The sequence below is a fragment of the Lacinutrix algicola genome, assembly GCF_001418085.1.
Classification (GTDB): Bacteria; Bacteroidota; Bacteroidia; order Flavobacteriales; family Flavobacteriaceae; genus Lacinutrix; species Lacinutrix algicola.
This window is the reverse complement of record NZ_LIQH01000039.1, coordinates 143,780-162,530: the sequence shown is the minus strand read 5'-3', so window position 1 is coordinate 162,530 and position 18,751 is coordinate 143,780. Positions and strand designations below refer to the sequence as shown.

Below are 18,751 nucleotides of genomic sequence, written 5' to 3'. Positions count from 1 at the left end.
CTATTAGTTAAAACTATTAGCTAACTGTATTGGTGATTCTACTTTTCAAATTGCGCTAATGTCTTTGTAATAATAGACACACAATCTAATAATTGCTCTTTAGTCATAACTAAAGGCGGAGCAAAACGTATAATGTTTCCATGTGTAGGTTTTGCTAATAAGCCGTTATCTCTTAAAGCCATACAAATGTTCCAAGCGGTATCGCTATCTTCTGTATCGTTAATTAAAATAGCATTTAATAAACCTTTACCTCTTACACCGTTTACAATGTTTGACGTTTCGATAAATTTAGCTATTTCTGCTCTAAATAATTCTCCTAAAACTTGAGCATTTTCAGCAAGGTTTTCGTCTTTAATTACTTCTAAAGCCGCCATACCAATAGCAGCTGCAACAGGATTACCTCCAAATGTACTACCGTGGTTTCCTGGTTTAATAACATCCATAATAGCATTATTTGCTAAAACAGCAGATACAGGATATGCACCTCCAGATAAAGCCTTACCTAAAATAAGGATATCTGCTTTAACTTCTGGTGTTCCAGAACAATGCTTATCTGCACAGGTACAATTTCCACAAGTTGCTAATAAACGACCTGTTCTTGCAATTCCTGTTTGTACTTCATCTGCAATAAATAAAACGTTATACTTTTCGCATAATGCTTTAGCCGCCGCTAAATAACCTTCTGTTGGAACATAAACACCAGCTTCACCTTGAATAGGCTCTACTAAAAATCCAGCAATATTATTATTACTAGAAAGTGCTTCTTCTAAAGCTTTAAGGTTATTGTATTCAATTTTTATAAATCCTTTTGTATAAGGACCAAAGTTTTTTCTTGCAACAGGATCGTTAGAAAAAGAGATAATTGTAGTTGTTCTTCCGTGGAAGTTGTTTTCACATACAATTATTTCAGCTTCATTTTCATCGATTCCTTTTACTTCGTAAGCCCATTTTCTACACAGTTTTAAAGCTGTTTCTACAGCTTCTGCACCAGTATTCATTGGTAATAACTTATCGAAACCAAAAGTTTCTGTAGCGTATTTTTCAAACTTACCTAACATATCGTTATAAAATGCACGAGAAGTTAAGGTTAATGTTTTAGCTTGATTTGTCATTGCCTCAATAATTCTAGGATGACAATGTCCTTGGTTTACTGCAGAATAAGCCGAAAGAAAGTCGTAATACTTTTTTCCTTCTACGTCCCAAACATAAACGCCTTCTCCTCTACTTAATACTACCGGAAGCGGATGGTAATTATGTGCTCCATACTTGTTCTCTAAATCCATCGCTTCTTGCGATGTTAATTGTTCTAAAACAGCCATTTTAAATGTGTTTAATTAATGAATAAAATATCCATTCCTTATCTACCTTTATCCTTTCGAAGAGTCGAAAATTCAGCGTGGGAAAGAAATCATCCCTAAGGCTCGCAAAATAATCATTATTTATTTCGTAATAAATAAAAAACAGAAATATATCTATATTGATAATTCTCTTTTTTTTTACACGTTGTCTTATTTTTTTTACTTTTCATCGCAAAGACCTCTTAATTAATTTAAAAAAATATGATTTATTTTAATAGACCCTACCTTTATTTTATCTAAAAATAACACTAATCATCTAATAATTAAATTATGGACTTTTTAAACAACATTCAAAATAGCCTTTCTTCATCTTTAGGAGGTAATCTAACTAATGCAATAGCTGCATTATTAATACTAATTATTGGCATATTTGTTGCGAAATTTGTAAAAAAGATAATAACAAAACTAATAGCAAAAATTGGTATTGACAGTAAACTTAAAAGTGATAAAGTAATATTATCTAATTTAATTGGTAAAATTATTTATTTTCTTTTAATGATTATTGTATTTATGCTAGCATTAGAAAAATTAGGAATGACTAATGTATTAGAGCCATTAAAAATAATGCTTAATAAATTTTTAGGATTTATACCTAATATTATTGGAGCTGGATTAGTTGCTTATATAGGTTATATGCTTGCAAACGTAGTTTCTGAATTTGTAGGATTATCTGGAGATACAATACAAAAATTTGTTCCTAAATTTAAATTACCAGAAAACTTAAATCTTGTTAAAATTTTAAAGCAAGTTGTTTTTATTTTAATATTTATTCCTTTACTAATTTCGGCTTTAAATATTTTAAATATAGAAACAATCTCTAAGCCAGCAACATTAATGCTTACTACATTCTTTGCTGCAATTCCTAAAATACTTTTAGCTGCTTTAATTTTAATAGTTTTTGTTGTAGCTGCTAAGTTTATATCGTCTTTATTAAAAGACTTATTAAACGGAATGAATTTAGATAACACAATAGAGAAAATGAATTTAAATAGCTTATTTGGCAATACCAATATAGCAAATGCTGTTTCTAAAATTGCATACACTTTTATTGTACTTTTTGGTCTAGTTACTGCTTTAGAGAAGTTAGAGTTTTCTCAACTTACTAATATTATAGATACTGTAATATCTTATGGTGGTAAAGTATTATTTGGTATTGTTATAATTGCTATTGGTATGTGGTTAGCAAACTTATTAACTAGTACAATTGCTAAAGGTAATAGTGTATTTGTTACATCAATTGTAAAAATTGCAATTATTGCTATTTTCTTAGCTATTGGATTACGCTCAATGGGTATTGCAGACGAAATAGTTAATCTAGCTTTTGGTATTACATTAGGAACCGTAGCGTTAACTATTGTACTATCCTTTGGACTTGGTGGTCGTGAAGCAGCTGGGAAACAAATGTCTAATATCTTAGAAAAATTCAATAAAAAATAAACCTTTTTTCTTCCCAAAAAAAACTGCTCTAAAACTTTAGAGCAGTATTTTTTTTTGAGTTTTATTTTTAAGTTTTTTAAAAAACTTCATTTTACACACATTTTATTTATTCCTATTAGTATTTTTGCATCTATGGCAAGAAAGAATAAAAGAAAGCAAGTTTTTACAGAAGTTGAAGTTTTTGATACTGCTGCAAAAGGAAAATCGGTTGCAAAAGCACCAGATGGAAAAGTAATTTTTCTACCAAATGCAGTACCTGGAGATGTTGTAGATGTGCAAACATTTAAAAAACGTAAAGCTTATTATGAAGGAAAAGCAACTGTATTTCATACTTTAAGTGATAAAAGAACAGAGCCTGCTTGCGAGCATTATGGTGTTTGTGGTGGTTGTAAATGGCAAGATATGGCTTACGAGCACCAGCTATATTACAAGCAAAAAGAAGTAACCAATAATTTAATTAGAATTGGACATATAGAATTACCAGAAATAACACCTATAAAAGCTGCTGCAGAGCAGTACTTCTATAGAAATAAAATGGAGTTCTCTTTTAGTGATAGCCGTTGGTTAACACTTGACGAAATACAAAGTGATGAAGATTTAGGCGATAGAAATGCTTTAGGTTTTCATATTCCAGGAATGTGGGATAAAATATTGGATGTAAAAAAATGTCATTTACAAGCAGATCCTTCGAATGCTATTAGAAATGAAATCAAGAATTTTGCTTTAGCAAATGGCCTTGAATTTTTTAATACTAGAAACCAAACTGGATTGTTACGTACTTTAATGTTACGTACATCTTCCACTGGAGATATAATGGTATTGGTTCAGTTTTTTAAAGACGATAAAGAAAAACGTGAGTTATTATTAAACCATGTCTCTGAAGTTTTTCCGCAGATAACATCATTACAATACGTTGTTAACGAAAAAGCAAACGACACTATTTACGATCAAGATGTAATTTGCTATAAAGGACAAGACCACATTTTTGAAGAAATGGAAGGCTTAAAATTTAAGATTAATGCTAAATCTTTTTACCAAACCAATTCTGCGCAAGCATTCGAATTATACAAGCTTACACGTGAATTTGCTGGATTAAAAGGTGACGAATTAGTTTACGATTTATATACAGGAACAGGAACTATAGCGCAATTTGTTGCCAAACAGGCAAAAAAGGTTGTTGGTGTAGAATCTGTACCAGATGCAATTACTGCTGCTAAAGAAAATGCACAATTTAATGGCATAGATAACGTTGAGTTTTATGTTGGTGATATGAAAAACGTTTTTAACGAAGCGTTTATTAATACACATGGCCAACCAGATGTTATTATTACAGATCCTCCAAGAGATGGTATGCATAAAGACGTTGTTAAACAAATATTAAACGTTGCGCCACAAAAAGTAGTTTATGTAAGTTGCAACAGTGCTACACAAGCTAGAGACTTAGAGCTAATGGATGCTGTATACAAAGTAACAAAAACGCAGGCTGTAGATATGTTTCCACAAACGCACCATGTAGAAAACATTGTACTTTTAGAAAAACGTTAAGATTTCTATTTTGCAAAAGAGTTAATAATAAAATAAGATTACCGCTTTCGCGGAAAGTAAACATGAAAAAAATAACAACCTTACTTCTACTCTTAGTTTGTATTGCTTTTAGTTGCGAACGAGACGATATTTGTCCAGAAGATACGCCTACCACTCCAAGGTTTATTGTAGAGTTTAGAGATATTTCATCGACAGATAATATAAAAAGCGTTCCTGGATTACGTATTGAAGATTTTGATGATGCCACACGTACTCTAGATGAAGATCATAGTATTACAAGTGAAGATCAAATGTTATTACCTTTAAATACTAATGCAAATGAGACTAAGTATCGTGTGTATAGAGATTATGAAATTGATGATAATGATACTCCTGATGATGAGAGTGACGATTTTCAAACAGGTAATCCAGATGTAATAACAATTACTTACGAAACTTCAGAAATATATGTTTCTAGAGCTTGTGGTTATAAAACTATTTTTGAAAATGTAGAAATAATTATCACACAAGAAATCCCAATAACTGATAACTGGATGCTATTTGCCGTACCAGAAAATGATAACCAATCTGTAATAAATGAAGATGAGATACACTATACAATACGTCACTAGTTGTTTTTTACTGTTTTGTTGCCTATTTGTTAATGCGCAAGAAGAAAAAGAAACACAAATTGTAGACTCAATACAATACATTCAAAAATATGGTCTTAGAGTTGGCACAGATATAGGAAAACTTATTCGTACAGCTACAGATGATGATTATTCTGGATTTGAGATTAATGGTGATTTTAGATTAACAAAAAAACTATTTATTGCGGCCGAATTAGGTAATGAAGAAAAAACAACAACTACAGATTTTTTAAGCTCAACTGCTAATGGTAGCTATATTAAAGCTGGTGTAGATTATAATATGTACACTAACTGGCTGGACATGAATAACATGATTTATAGTGGTTTTAGAGTTGGTTTTAGTTCTTTTTCTCAAACTAGAAATAGCTATACTGTTTACAACCAAAACCAATTTTGGCAACCACAATTTACAAATAACGAACCTCAAGAGTTTAGTGGACTATCTTCAACATGGTTAGAGCTAATAATTGGTATTAAAGCCGAAATTGTAACCAATTTATTTATTGGATTAAATGCACAATTAAAGAGCACAATATCTAATAAAGATTTAGACAATTTTGAAAGCCTATACATTCCAGGTTTTTACAAAACTTACGATAGTGGGAATTTTGGTGTAGGCTATAGTTATACTATTTCATATTCGATACCTTTATTTAAAAAAGGTAAGAAAGAAGCTAAAAATGAAGAAGTAAAAGAAGAAAAGGAATAAACACTTTAACACAAAACCTTTTAGTAAGTTCTGGTATTATACAGTTTTAAAAGAATGCCAAGCAGTCTTTATTTTATCAACCTTAAGTAAATAGGGTATTAAAAGTGCTATTTCAAGTCTAATTACAACACCTTGTTCTTCAATTAGAAAAGGCAATACAAACATACTAAACACGCAAAAAAAAATCCCAAAAACAGCATCTATTTTCGCCCAAATAATGGCCCAATCTTTTTCAAAAAGTAGGCCATAACTTGTAACACCTTTATAAATAAATAGAATTATTATTAGTAAACCTATTAACGAATGTGGATTTGTTTCTTCCAATCCATAAAGCGAAATACTAAAGCTTATATTAAAAAAACCAGCTATTAGTCCAAAAACAGCTAGTCCACCGGTAATCATAAAAAACCAACTAAAAAAACGAATCCACCAAGGCAACAATCCTCTTCTTCTAAGAGGCAATAGTTTAGCATCTGCTTTAAATGCTTTATCGGTTTTCTCCATTATGGTTTCTAATTATCCATATACTTGCCTTTCTTACTTCCTGCGTACATTACATACTTTAGTAAACGAGACTCAAGTTTCGCATTCATTAATTTAATTTTACGAGAAGGTCTTAAACCTACGTGTTTAATTGCTTCTAAATTAGAAGTAATAAACCAAGCATCTGTATTTGGATACCCTTGCTTTAAAGTATCTCCAATCTCCTTGTAAAAACTTTCCATTTCAATATCTAAACGTTCTCCATAAGGCGGATTGAAAACAATATGTAACTTCCCTTCTCCACCTCTTTGTGTTTTAAAGAAATCTTCATGTTTAATAGTTATAAACTCGTCTAAATGTGCATTTTTTATATTGTCTGTTGCTTTTGCTACAGCACTTGGTGATTTATCAAAACCAATAATTCTATGGTGGAAATCTCTAGTTTTTTTCAATAGAGAAGCTTCAATTTTTTCAAAAAGGTCAACATCCCAATCGTTCCAACGTTCGAAAGCAAATTCTTTACGCATTAAATTTGGTGGAATATTACAAGCTATCATTGCTGCTTCGGCTAAAACAGTTCCACTACCACACATGGGATCCATAAAATCCGATTGTCCATCCCAACCAGAAAGCATAATTAATCCAGCGGCTAGCACCTCGTTAATTGGTGCAATATTAGTTGCTGTTTTATAACCACGTTTGTGTAACGATTCTCCAGATGTATCTAAAGAAATAGTACAAACCGTACGGTCTATATGTACATTTATTTTTAAATCTGGAAAACGTAAATCTACATTTGGACGCTCACCAGTTTCATCTCTAAACTTATCTACAATCGCATCTTTTGTTTTTTGTGCTATATATAAAGAGTGTGTAAAAACAGTTGAATTTACGGTAGCACTAACGGCTAATGTTCCAGTAGATTTCATGTACTGACTCCAATCCATTTTATACACATTATCGTATAAATCCTTTTCATTGTTAATACGAAATGTCTTAATAGGCTTTAAAATTTTTATTGCCGTTCTTAAAGCTAAGTTGGCTTTATACATAAAACCTTTGTCTCCAGAAAAACTAACATTTCTAACACCTTCTTTTACACCCATAGCACCAAGCTGCGTTAATTCTTTTGCTAATATTTCTTCAAAACCAAATAAGGTTTTGGCAACCATATTGAAATTATCTTCCATTCTTTTCGTCTAATAGAATACAAAAATACTCTATTTTTGTGCTAACTAGTAATAAACTAAAATCAGATTCCCATTTTCATGGGAAATAATTATGATAAAAGACGACACAACATGGTATGCTTCATGGTTTAACACTCCATTTTACCATATTTTATATAAAGACAGAGATTATGCTGAAGGAGAAAACTTTATGTATAATCTTACAGAATACTTAAATATTCCTGAAAACGGAAAAATATTAGACCTTGCTTGTGGTAAAGGTAGACATGCTATTTATTTAAATAAAATAGGTTACAATGTTACTGGAGTAGATTTATCTGAAAATAGTATAAAACACGCAAAGCAGTTTGAAAACGATACGTTGCACTTTAATGTTCACGATATGTGTAAACCATATCACGAACAGTTTGATGCTGTATTTAATCTCTTTACTAGCTTTGGTTACTTCGAAAATGAAGAAGATAACCTTAAAACTATAAAAGCAATTAAAGCCAATTTAAACGAAACTGGTTTTGGTGTAATAGACTTTTTAAATAGTGATTTTATTATAGATAACTTAGTGCCTGAGGATACAAAAACTGTAGATGGTATCGACTTTTTGCAAAAAAGACGTGTAGAGAACGGTTATATTATTAAAGATATTTCTTTTATTGCTGATGGTAAAGATTACGAGTTTCAAGAACGTGTTCGTGCATTTACTTTAGCAGATTTTGAAGCACTTTTTGAAAAGGCTGGTGTTTATTTACTTGACGTTTTTGGCGATTATAAATTAAATAAATTCCATAAAAAAACATCTCAACGTTTAATACTTATTTTTAAGTAAACTATGCTTGTAAATATTATACTCCCAATACTATCTGTTGTTTTAGGCTTCTTTATCGTTTTTGCATTTAAACCTAATAAAGCTAAGTATTTGAAATTACTGCTTGCTTTTAGTGGTGCATTTTTATTATCTATTACTGTTTTTCACTTTCTACCAGAAGTCTATAATAGCGATTATAAAAGTGTAGGACTCTTTATTATGATTGGTATTTTACTACAAATCATACTAGAGTTTTTCTCTAAAGGTGCCGAACATGGTCATGTGCATATTAGTAAAAACGAAACAACCTTTCCTTGGTTACTGTTTATTAGTTTAAGCATACATAGTGTATTAGAAGGATTACCAATAGATGGACATACAAACTTAATTTATGGTATCATTATCCATAAATTACCTGTTGCTATTATATTATCGACGTTCTTTTTGGCTTCAAAAATGTCTAAAGCTAAATCTTTAGCATTCTTGTTATTATTTGCTTTAATGACACCTTTAGGCGTGTTTTTATCTGCTAATTTCAATTTTTTCGAAGACTATCATATTCAAATTTCAGCAATAGTAATAGGTATCTTTTTACATATTTCTACTACTATTTTATTTGAAAGTAATGAAGATCACAAATTCAATATCACTAAGTTAGCAACTATTATTAGCGCAATTATAATTGCTTATTTTATTTAGCAAATTCCTGCGAAAGCAGGAATTTATTTTAATTTAGATTCCTTCTTTCTCAGGAATAACAAAATAGCCTGAAAACGTTAAGTATCGAGAACAAGCTAATTAACCAAACCACCTTCTCGATACAAATTGTTTCATGCTTCAACAATTTACTCGAAGTAACAACAGAATAAATTTTAATCATAAACTTGAAAACGTGTTTAGCAAAGAAGAATCAAGACAAATAAAGCAATTATTCTGGACCAGTTTTGGGAAATCTTTTCCAACAAAATGGATTTTATACAATACTAAAATAAAAGGTTTTAGCTTTAAATTTTATTTCGATAATAAAAGTGCACACGTTAGTTTAGACCTAGAAGACGATTTAGAAAACCGTATCAATTATTGGGAAAAACTACAACAAGTAAAATCTATTTTAACTACAGATTTTTTACCAGATGCTATTTTTGAAGAAGAATACTACCTCGATAATGGTAAAGAAATCTCTAGAATTTATGTGCCTTTAGGTTATAAAGTATCCATCCATAATAAAAATACTTGGCAAGAAGTTATGGTATTTTTAAACGAAAAAATGAGTGCTTTTGAAGCCTTTTATTATGAGTATGAAGATTTTATAAAAGCCTAAATAATTGGTACCTTCGTTTTTTAAAGCATAGAAAATGAAGACACTACTCTATTATTCCTTTTTAGTATTATTAGCTTTTAACTGCACAAATAAGCCAGGAAATAGCGATCCAATACCTAAACACAATAACTTTACAATCCACTCTCAATTCGTAGATCAAGAAAGAGTAATAAACGTATGGGTTCCCGAAAATTATAATGCTATTACAGATTCACTTCCTGTACTATACATGCCAGATGGAGGTATAAAAGAAGATTTTCCGCATATAGCGAATACCATCTCTAAGTTAATAGCGTCTAAAAGTATTCCGCCAACAATTTTAGTAGGTATTGAAAACACTGAACGTGGAAGAGATTTAACAGGCTTTTCTGAAATTAAAGACGATGAGCAATACTGTCCATTAACAGATGGCGCTAAAAACTTTAGAGCTTTTATTACTCAAGAATTAATGCTTAAAATTGATAGTGAGTATAGAACAACTACTAAAAAAGGCCTTATAGGCGAGTCTTTATCCGGATTATTTGTAATGGAAACCTTGTTTTTACAGCCCGAAGCTTTCGATTATTATATTGCCATGGATCCTTCCTTATGGTGGAATAATCATTATTTAGAAAGAAAAGCTAGCGACTATTTAAAACAGTTTCCAAACAAAGACATTACACTTTGGTTTGCAGGTTCTGCGGTAGAGGATATTTCAATCCACACAAAAAACCTTGCTAAGACTTTAGAAAACGACCATCCAAATAATCTAATTTGGAAATACTCTAATGAGCCTAACGAAGAGCACAGTACTATTTTTAGAGCTACAAAAGAAAAAGCTATGATTTGGGCTATGAATAAAAACGAATAGTTAGAAAAGCATTCCAATTAAAAACAAAATAGACTTTTAATAAATAGACTTCACAAAAAAGCCTCAGTTATACTGAGGCTTTTTTACGTTATCACTCCTACTCTTACAGGAAATGATTTATAAATATTTAAAGTTACTTCTTAAAACTAAGCAGTAACCTTTTCTTGCGTTATTTTATTTACCACTAGAGAAATAGCGCCATCACCAGTAACATTACAAGCAGTACCAAAACTATCCATTGCAATGTATAAAGCAATCATTAATCCTAACATTTCATCATTAAAACCTAGCATCGACTGTAAAATACCAACAGCAGCCATAATTGCACCTCCAGGTACACCAGGTGCAGCAATCATAGCGATTCCTAACACAAATATAAATCCTGCAAAAAGTGTAAAGCTAAATGGCATACCATGTAAAATCATTAATGCCATAGCACAAGCTGTAATTTTCATAATACTACCAGAAAGATGTATTGTAGCACATAAAGGAATAACAAAACCTGCTATTTTTTCTGAAACACCATTCTTTAAAGCTTGCTCTAAAGTCACAGGAATAGTAGCTGCCGAAGATTGAGTTCCTAATGCTGTAAAGTATGCAGGCATCATAGTTGCCAACAATTTAAAAGGATTCTGTTTTGTAAGTATACCTGCAATAGTATATTGAAGCAATAATAATAAAATATGTAAGGCAAAAATTACACCTATAATACTAATGAATACAGAAAGAATTGAGAACACTTTTCCGCTAAAAGACATGCTTGCAAATATGCCTAAAATAAATAATGGTAATAATGGTACAATTACCTTTTCTATTAATTTCATTATAATCTTCTGAAAATCTTTAACCACTAATTTTAAAGTAGATTTCTCTTGAGAAGCAAGACCTAAACCTATTACAAAGGCTAAAACTAAAGAAGTCATAACATCTAATGCTGGTGGAATAGTAATACTAAAATATGGTAGTAATTCGCGTCCAGCATCGGTAATTTGTGCAGCGTCATTAACATGAGATTCTAAAAGTGCTGGAAATATATTGGATGCCGTAAAATAAGTCATAAACCCAGAAAATAAGGTCGAACCATAAGCAATACCGGCTGTAAGTAATAATAATTTACCTGCTCCTTTCCCTAAATCGGAAATGGCAGGCATTATTAAACCCATTATAATTAATGGTATTGCAAAATTTAAAAACTGACCAAAAAAGGCATTAAAAGTTGCGAAAACTCGGTTTAAAGATTCTGGAAAATACTGACCAAAAACAATACCTAATACTATGGCTAAAAAGACTTTAAATAATAAGTTCGAAAATATACGTTTCATAATATCTACAAATTAATAGAAAGCAGTAATTGCCTTGCTATAGGTTATTTTTAAGCTCGCTAATATACAACCAATCTAAGGATAGAACATTTATAATATTGCTTTTTTTGAACACTAAAAACAATAGAGATTTGTAGTATTATCTTGAAAAACAATAACAGATACTTAAAATAAAACAGCCTTTGCTAATTAAAGCAAAGGCTGTTTTATTCTATATTATAATTGCTTTATTCGGCAACTTCTGTTTCCAGAATCTCTACAACTTCAAGATCAAAAATAAGGTCTTTACCTGCTAAAGGATGATTTGCATCTACAACAATACTTTCTTCCTTAACTTCTACAACCAATAAATTCATTTCTCTACCATCTGGAGCTTTAGAAACTAATCCCATACCCACTTCTGGAGCCATATCTTGAGGAAGTTCAGATTTGTTTACTTCGTGAAGTAATTCTTTATTAACCTCTCCATAAGCTTCTGCTTTAGGAATAGTAATGGTTTTCTTTTCGTTTACTTTCATATCAATTAAACCTTTTTCAAAACCAGGAATTAATCTTCCTTGTCCTAAAACAAATTCTATTGGTGCTTCTCCTTCAGACGTATCAAAAATCTTTCCATCAGATAATTTACCTGTATAATTTACTTTTACTGTACTATTCTCTTTTACTTGACTCATACTATATTCTTCAATTTTTAAAAATACATTTTGCATAATTATTACACAAAATTATTTTAGTTTAAACTTATACTTTCGGTTTCTGCCAAAATCAAGCCAAAATACTAAAATGATGATTTACAAATTGATAATACATACGTTCAAAATAAATAAAATGGTTTGTAAGCCTATTATAGTAGGTAACAGTAACTATTACTATGCAGTTTAAAATAATTTATTCACGTGCAATTTAATCAGCAACTATGTCAGTTAAATCAATAATTGTTTTAAAAAGTATGTCAACTCTGCAAAAATGCTATTCGATTATATATTTGAATTTACTAATAATATCCTCTATTTTAGCTAAAACAACCTACTCCAAACTATGAACAGATTATTATTATTTTTAAGTTTTATTTTAATCCTATCTAGTTGTAGTGAAGATGATGAAAATACTATAACTGATTCCTTCTTTAACGGTGCAGTAACCTCTGCAAATAATCAACAATTAGAAGGTATATGGGCTATTTATCAAATTAAATTTGAAGGACAGATATCCGATGTACCTGTAGATTTCGAAGAATGTGGTAGAGATTTTTTTTACTTTCAACCACAAAGTAATTATACAGATTACGTTTTTAATGATAACTACGAATGTACACCATCCATAAATATGCTAAACTGGACTCTTTCTAATGGTGTAATAACGTTAGACAATGGTTCTGAAATGGAGCAATGGGTAATTACCGAACTAACAGCAACCAAATTGGTTTTTAAGTTTAAGTTTGATGTAGATTCCAATGGCGATTTAAAAACCTATGAAGCCATATGTAATCGCTACGAACCTCCAATGGAACTAGATAGCTACTCAGCAACTTTTAATTGGGATTACACCATAGATAATAATGATAAAATATTACTTGAATGGAATGGTTATCAAGGCTATAATCAATTTGAAAAATATGAAATCTATAGACTAGACCAAAACTGCTCTACCTCTAATCCTGAGTTAATTTCGACAATAACTAATGTAAACGAAACCTCTTTTATAGATCTAACACCACCTCCATATGAAGAAATATGCTACGTGTTTAAAATTTATACTAACCAAGGTCTTTTAGGAGAAAGCAATCCCGTAAATGTACCTACGAGTTCGTTAAAAATACCAAATGTAAATTTGGTAGAACCTGTATTAAGTGGTAATACAGTACAATTAAATTGGGAACAATATCAAGGTTATTATTTTTCTTATTATGAAGTTCAAGTTAAAAACTATAGTTCTGGCTCTGGAGGAGGATATCAAGAACAACAAATTGCAGTAATTAATACTATTGAAACCACCAATTACGCTTTCGAGTTGCCTTATATTTCTAATCCTGTTTTTGTAATTAATGTTTATAATATTTTTGGGCATAAAAACACTTATGTAATTGAAGGCGAAAACCAAAAAAGTACAGATTTTGTTAGAGAAGGAATACTGCCTATAAACTCAATAAAATATTCTGCGTTTTCACCAGATGAAACTGTGCTTTATTATTCAGATTATTCAGATTTGTATAAATATAATTACAATACATTTACGGTCGAAAATTCTACAACTCTAAATAGTTCTTCAATTATTTTTGTAAAAGTATTCGAGTCTAACTTTGGAACCGAAGTTATTGTTAATATTGGAGGTACTTTAAAAGTGTACGATGGTGACTTAAATTTTAAGTACAATCTTCAAATTTCTAATCCTTCTCTTAACCCAGACCATCTTGTAATAGGCCAAAGCGGTTATTGGGTTTTTGCAGATAGAGAGAAACTTTATTCGTTTTCACGAACAACCAATAACCTAAATTTAATAAGCACTCAAAATTTATACAATCAATATTTCAGTTCTAGCATAATTAATATAATGGATATAGGCTTAAATAGAATACTAGTAGGGAACGCTACCCAATCTCAAGGTTTAATAGTAGATATTGATTCTAATACTGGTGTTTTATCTAATGTTACTACTGTAAATTCTAACTTGACTTCGGAATGGAATAATAATGGTTTATATTCTCAAGATTTAGCTTATGTTTTAAATACGGAAGACAACACTGTGTATTCTACTAGTACTAATAATTTAATAACTACCTTAAGCTCAAACTTCTTTGCCTCTGGTATTAGTAATAACGGTAATCTTATTTTAGGAACAAATAATAATCCTGTATCTACAACCGATAGTTTCCATGAAAAGAAGGTAAGAACGTTAAGCTATCCTGATTTTAATGAGCAAATTTATGATGCTAAAGGTTATCCACACATTGTATATCAAAACCATTTAGGACAGTTAATTTCAATTTCTAAAGGTCTCATTGGAAATATAAATGGATATACTCCCGAAAACGATATCTTTATTGAAGTTATTGAATAACATATAGTTAATAGTCATTAATTTCAAAATTTTAAGTACATCTATTTGAAGAATTGCAAACTTGACTTTCAAAATTATTTCCGCTACCTTCGTTTAACGTATGATATAAAACATTGAAACGATTTTATATCAACGAAACATTAAACGAAACTAAAATCCTAAACCTCTAAATCACATAAAAGTACACCATTAAAAAGTGAAAAATAGCGCCAGCTAGTACAAACAAGTGCCAAATAACGTGATAAAACAATTTCTTTTCAAGCGTATAAAAAATAATTCCAATAGTATAAGCTGCACCGCCAAGCATTAATAATGTAATACCTTCAGGTGGCATTGTGTTTTTTAATTCCGAGAAATCGAAAACAATTAACCAACCCATTACTAAATACAAGAGTGTAGAAAACACATTAAACCTACCTGTAAAAAATATCTTTAAAACCACACCAAAAGCGGCAATTCCCCATACAACGGCAAATAATGTCCAACCTAAACTTTGCTCTAAGTTTATTAATAATACTGGAGAGTATGTTCCTGCAATAAGTAAATAAATACTAATGTGGTCTATAATTCTAAAAGTATGTTTATACTTATCGTTTGAAACGTAATGGTAAATTGTAGATGCCGAAAAAAGAACAATTATAGAGATACCGTAAATAATAACACTAAATAAACTATAGCTTGTTTTCTCTGTATCTTTTAGTACAAATAATACTAAGGCTATAATTCCTAAAATAGCTCCTACTCCATGTGTAATAGTGTTCCAGAACTCTTCGCGTTTAGTTTGTATGCGCATTTAAAATTTAGTTTTTTGTTTGGTTTTTATAGTTCTTTCTTATCGTTTAACCACTTACTAGTAAGCTTGAAAAAATCTATATCTAAAGCCGATTTTTGTTTTTCTAAAACACCGTTTTGAAAGTTACGTTGTAGAATATCTTCTATTAAATAATCTTCTTTTACATTTTCGGGATCGAACTCTCGTTTTAGAGAAATATCGAAAAAATAAGCTGTATTATTAAACCAAAATGCTCTCCAACCGCTACGCAATTCTTTTATTAAAGAAAAAGCAGTTTCTCCTGTTTGCCTGTGAATAAGCTTTATAAGAATTTGACCTTCGGTTCTGCTCATTTTTTTTAATTCGGCAGAAAATTCATTTTCAATATATTTTTGAACTTTCTTAGCATAACGTCTTTGCTTTCTTTTAGAATCTAAAGTTGCTAGTTGCTTGGTTAACGAATCTAGTCTTTCGGCTGCCATTTTAGCATAAGGATAGACTTTTAGCGTTTTTCGTCTTAAAATATAATAACGTCTTCTATTTTCTTTACTATCAAATTTAAGTCTATGTAATAATTGTACCTCGTCAAGACCTATAGCTTCACGAGGTATCGAATCTCCTTCAACAATCATGAATTCAACTTGCGTTGAATCTTGTTCTATTTCTAGAGCTTGTCCGAAAATTAACATCGGAAACACTAATAAAAGTGGTAAAATATACTTCATATTAAAGTTTAAGCTAAAACCGTTCCAAAAAAAAGTTAGTGGTATTACAGCAAAATTAATAATTATACTAATCTTAACTATTAAATAGCAGCGATTATTGTTATTTTAGTAAAAAATTAAAATAATGACAAAAAAGAGCATACTTAACAAAAAGTCTATGGACTTTTTAGAAAAATATTTAAACAATGCTGCACCTACTGGTTACGAGTGGGATGGGCAAAAAATATGGATGGATTACTTAACACCATATGTCGATGAGTTTTTTACAGATACTTATGGTACAGCAGTAGGTGTAATTAACCCAAAAGCAAAATATAAAGTAGTTATTGAAGGTCATGCAGATGAAATCTCTTGGTATGTTAACTATATTAGTGAAAAAGGACTTATTTATGTGGTAAGAAACGGTGGTAGTGATCACCAAATTGCACCAAGTAAAATTGTAAATATCCATACTAAAAAAGGCATTGTAAAAGGTGTTTTTGGTTGGCCAGCAATACATACAAGAAGCAAGGCTAAGGAAGAAGCTCCAAAACCAAACAATATCTTTATAGATTGTGGTTGTAAAACTAAGGAAGAGGTTGAAGCACTTGGTGTACATGTAGGTTGTGTAATTACGTATCCAGATGAATTTCATATTTTAAATGAAAACAATTTTGTTTGTCGTGCTTTAGATAACAGAATGGGTGGTTTTATGATTGCTGAAGTGGCACGTTTACTTAAAGAAAACAAGAAAACATTGCCTTTTGGTCTTTACATTACAAATTCTGTACAAGAAGAAATTGGTTTACGTGGTGCACAAATGATTACCGAGACTATTAAACCTGATGTGGCTATTGTTACAGATGTAACACACGATACCACTACTCCAATGATTGATATGAAAGTTCAAGGAGAGGTAGAAATTGGTAATGGACCAGTAATAGCTTACGCACCTGCTGTACAGCAAAAATTGCGTGATTTAATTACAGATACTGCAGATGCTAACAAAATACCTTTTCAACGTGCTGCTTTGTCTAGAGCAACAGGAACAGATACTGATGCTTTTGCTTATAGTAATGGTGGTGTTGCTTCGGCATTAATCTCTTTACCTTTACGTTACATGCATACAACAGTAGAAACTGTGCATAGAGATGATGTAGAAAACGTAATTAAATTAATTTACGAAACATTACTTAAAATTGAAGATGGTGAAACATTTTCTTATTTTAAATAACTTGCTAAGCTAGATTTGGCAAATACCCGAATAATAATTAAGCCTCTTTTAGAGGCTTTTTTTAATCTTATAAAGTATGGATGAATTAATTGACATAGTTACCAAAGATGGTAAACCAACAGGTGAATCTGCTTTAAAAAGTGAGATTCACAGTAAAGGACATTACCATAATACTGCACACATTTGGTTTTATACCAGAGAAGGCGAAGTATTATTAGCACAACGAGCAGCTTCAAAAGTAATCTTCCCTTTACTTTGGGATGTATCTGTCGCCGGACATATTGATGCTGGTGAAACTATTGAAATTGGTGCTCTAAGAGAAATTGAAGAGGAAATTGGTTTACAAATAGAAACATCAGATTTAGAAAAAATTGGTGTTTTCGAGTGTTTCCAAACTTACCCAAATGGTATTAAGGATAACGAGTTTCATCATACTTATATAGCTGAATTAATACTACCTGTTTCATCCTTAACTCTTCAAAAGGAAGAGGTTGAGGCTTTAAAGTTAGTTAGTATGTTCGATTTTTTAGAACTCTTAGTAAATAGCGAAACTAACGGTCATTTTGTAGCAAGCAACTACGACTATTATACAAAGGTTTCCGATGCTATTTTAGAAAGAATAACATAGTTAACGCTTACCATAAAAACAAAAAACTCAACTTTAAAAAAAGTTGAGTTTTTTTTTAATCTACTCACGATAAAAGCATAAGCCCTTGTTGATTAATAGCTTTATCATCTTATGTTATTTACACCGCGAATATTAAAAAATGAAACAGTCGATATTGGTTAAATACCTCCTCTTATTTTTCATACTACAAACATATATTTGAAATAGACAGAATGTGTCTGTTTTAAGATTTATTTTACTTTAATTAAAATATTTTATTCTACTTGGTAGATAAAACGTGATTGAACTTTAATTTAATTCCTTTATCTGCGTTTACTAAACACTTTTTAACCAAACTAACGTTTATAGCATGATTTGAAATATTATTAACGTTAGCCATCCAAACTTCCATTCTCAGCTTACCTTTAGATTGATTAATACTTCTTAAAGTAACAGCAACGTTTTCTGGACAGTTTACAACTTTAGCTATTTCCGAATTAGTTAATCTGTCTCGATAGGTCATAAAGATTTCTTCTGAAGATCTTATATGCTCATAATCGTATCTATCACCTCCTCGTAAGGTTTCTCCTGTGTAACAATCGGTATAAAGCGCTATGTCATCTCCACCTCTTTTTAAAGCTTGTTGATGCATTTGTGCTTTTACTTTTGTAAAAAGTAGGTCTATTTCAGCGCGGTGGTATGGGCGGTTTGAGTTTGAAATATTCAAAAAA

19 protein-coding genes are annotated in these 18,751 nt (G+C 30.7%); 11 read left to right on the top strand and 8 right to left on the bottom strand.

Annotation, left to right across the window (positions count from 1 at the left end; translation table 11 throughout):
• Positions 1-38: 38 nt before the first annotated feature.
• Positions 39-1,319 carry an ornithine--oxo-acid transaminase gene (rocD, locus tag ASC41_RS11700; protein WP_055436832.1) on the bottom strand — a complete coding sequence of 427 codons (1,281 nt, stop codon included), beginning with the start codon at positions 1,317-1,319 and terminating at the stop codon, positions 39-41.
• A 309-nt stretch (positions 1,320-1,628) separates the two neighbouring features.
• Between rocD and ASC41_RS11695 the strand changes: the two genes are divergently transcribed.
• The 4 genes from ASC41_RS11695 to ASC41_RS11680 all read left to right on the top strand — a co-directional run bounded on the left by ASC41_RS11695 (position 1,629) and on the right by ASC41_RS11680 (position 5,678).
• Positions 1,629-2,795, top strand: a complete 1,167-nt coding sequence (locus ASC41_RS11695; RefSeq protein WP_055436831.1) for a mechanosensitive ion channel — start codon at positions 1,629-1,631, stop codon at positions 2,793-2,795.
• Positions 2,796-2,927: 132 nt separating this feature from the next.
• The gene (gene rlmD / locus ASC41_RS11690) at positions 2,928-4,340 is read left to right on the top strand and encodes a 23S rRNA (uracil(1939)-C(5))-methyltransferase RlmD (protein ID WP_055436830.1); all 1,413 of its coding nucleotides are present in this window, start codon (positions 2,928-2,930) and stop codon (positions 4,338-4,340) included.
• A gap of 62 nt (positions 4,341-4,402) precedes the next feature.
• Entirely contained in the window at positions 4,403-4,951 is a 549-nt protein-coding gene (locus ASC41_RS11685; RefSeq protein ID WP_055436829.1) for a DUF6452 family protein, read from the top strand.
• A complete protein-coding gene (locus ASC41_RS11680) occupies positions 4,923-5,678 on the top strand; it encodes a DUF6048 family protein (protein WP_241489661.1) in 756 nt (251 codons plus the stop codon). The genes ASC41_RS11685 and ASC41_RS11680 overlap by 29 nt, the downstream gene beginning before the upstream one ends.
• 36 nt (positions 5,679-5,714) lie before the next feature.
• On the opposite strand, the gene ASC41_RS11675 is transcribed toward ASC41_RS11680, so the two are convergent.
• Together ASC41_RS11675 and ASC41_RS11670 are read right to left on the bottom strand one after the other, a co-directional pair.
• A complete protein-coding gene (locus ASC41_RS11675) occupies positions 5,715-6,182 on the bottom strand; it encodes a hypothetical protein (protein ID WP_055436827.1) in 468 nt (155 codons plus the stop codon).
• A gap of 8 nt (positions 6,183-6,190) precedes the next feature.
• Positions 6,191-7,351: a THUMP domain-containing class I SAM-dependent RNA methyltransferase gene (locus ASC41_RS11670; protein ID WP_055436826.1), complete on the bottom strand. Its 1,161-nt coding sequence runs from the start codon at positions 7,349-7,351 to the stop codon at positions 6,191-6,193.
• 91 nt (positions 7,352-7,442) lie between these two features.
• Between ASC41_RS11670 and ASC41_RS11665 the strand changes: the two genes are divergently transcribed.
• The 4 genes from ASC41_RS11665 (at position 7,443) to ASC41_RS11650 (ending at position 10,324) form a co-directional block, all read left to right on the top strand.
• Positions 7,443-8,174 carry a class I SAM-dependent methyltransferase gene (locus ASC41_RS11665; RefSeq protein WP_055436825.1) on the top strand — a complete coding sequence of 244 codons (732 nt, stop codon included), beginning with the start codon at positions 7,443-7,445 and terminating at the stop codon, positions 8,172-8,174.
• A gap of 3 nt (positions 8,175-8,177) precedes the next feature.
• Positions 8,178-8,852, top strand: coding sequence for a ZIP family metal transporter (locus tag ASC41_RS11660; RefSeq protein WP_055436824.1), 675 nt, complete (start codon positions 8,178-8,180; stop codon positions 8,850-8,852).
• A 193-nt stretch (positions 8,853-9,045) separates the two neighbouring features.
• Positions 9,046-9,474, top strand: coding sequence for a DUF4268 domain-containing protein (locus ASC41_RS11655; RefSeq protein WP_055437074.1), 429 nt, complete (start codon positions 9,046-9,048; stop codon positions 9,472-9,474).
• Positions 9,475-9,508: 34 nt separating this feature from the next.
• On the top strand, positions 9,509-10,324 hold the full coding sequence (locus ASC41_RS11650; protein WP_055436823.1) for an alpha/beta hydrolase: 816 nt from the start codon (positions 9,509-9,511) through the stop codon (positions 10,322-10,324).
• Between the two features lie 146 nt (positions 10,325-10,470).
• Here the strand turns inward: ASC41_RS11650 and ASC41_RS11645 are convergent, their stop codons facing one another.
• Positions 10,471-11,646, bottom strand: a complete 1,176-nt coding sequence (locus ASC41_RS11645) for a dicarboxylate/amino acid:cation symporter (RefSeq protein ID WP_055436822.1) — start codon at positions 11,644-11,646, stop codon at positions 10,471-10,473.
• A 227-nt stretch (positions 11,647-11,873) separates the two neighbouring features.
• Positions 11,874-12,320: an FKBP-type peptidyl-prolyl cis-trans isomerase gene (locus ASC41_RS11640; protein WP_055437073.1), complete on the bottom strand. Its 447-nt coding sequence runs from the start codon at positions 12,318-12,320 to the stop codon at positions 11,874-11,876.
• A gap of 364 nt (positions 12,321-12,684) precedes the next feature.
• Between ASC41_RS11640 and ASC41_RS11635 the strand changes: the two genes are divergently transcribed.
• The gene (locus ASC41_RS11635; protein ID WP_055436821.1) at positions 12,685-14,703 is read left to right on the top strand and encodes a hypothetical protein; all 2,019 of its coding nucleotides are present in this window, start codon (positions 12,685-12,687) and stop codon (positions 14,701-14,703) included.
• 166 nt (positions 14,704-14,869) lie between these two features.
• On the opposite strand, the gene trhA is transcribed toward ASC41_RS11635, so the two are convergent.
• Positions 14,870-15,496: a PAQR family membrane homeostasis protein TrhA gene (trhA, locus tag ASC41_RS11630; RefSeq protein ID WP_055436820.1), complete on the bottom strand. Its 627-nt coding sequence runs from the start codon at positions 15,494-15,496 to the stop codon at positions 14,870-14,872.
• 26 nt (positions 15,497-15,522) lie between these two features.
• Positions 15,523-16,200: a DUF4294 domain-containing protein gene (locus ASC41_RS11625; protein ID WP_055436819.1), complete on the bottom strand. Its 678-nt coding sequence runs from the start codon at positions 16,198-16,200 to the stop codon at positions 15,523-15,525.
• 124 nt (positions 16,201-16,324) lie between these two features.
• Between ASC41_RS11625 and ASC41_RS11620 the strand changes: the two genes are divergently transcribed.
• Both ASC41_RS11620 and ASC41_RS11615 read left to right on the top strand, forming a co-directional pair.
• Positions 16,325-17,413: a M42 family metallopeptidase gene (locus ASC41_RS11620; RefSeq protein ID WP_055436818.1), complete on the top strand. Its 1,089-nt coding sequence runs from the start codon at positions 16,325-16,327 to the stop codon at positions 17,411-17,413.
• 76 nt (positions 17,414-17,489) lie between these two features.
• Complete coding sequence (locus ASC41_RS11615) at positions 17,490-18,041, top strand: NUDIX hydrolase (RefSeq protein WP_055436817.1); 552 nt, start codon at positions 17,490-17,492, stop codon at positions 18,039-18,041.
• 259 nt (positions 18,042-18,300) lie between these two features.
• On the opposite strand, the gene ASC41_RS11610 is transcribed toward ASC41_RS11615, so the two are convergent.
• Positions 18,301-18,747 carry a hypothetical protein gene (locus ASC41_RS11610; protein ID WP_055436816.1) on the bottom strand — a complete coding sequence of 149 codons (447 nt, stop codon included), beginning with the start codon at positions 18,745-18,747 and terminating at the stop codon, positions 18,301-18,303.
• Between the last annotated feature and the right edge of the window lie 4 nt (positions 18,748-18,751).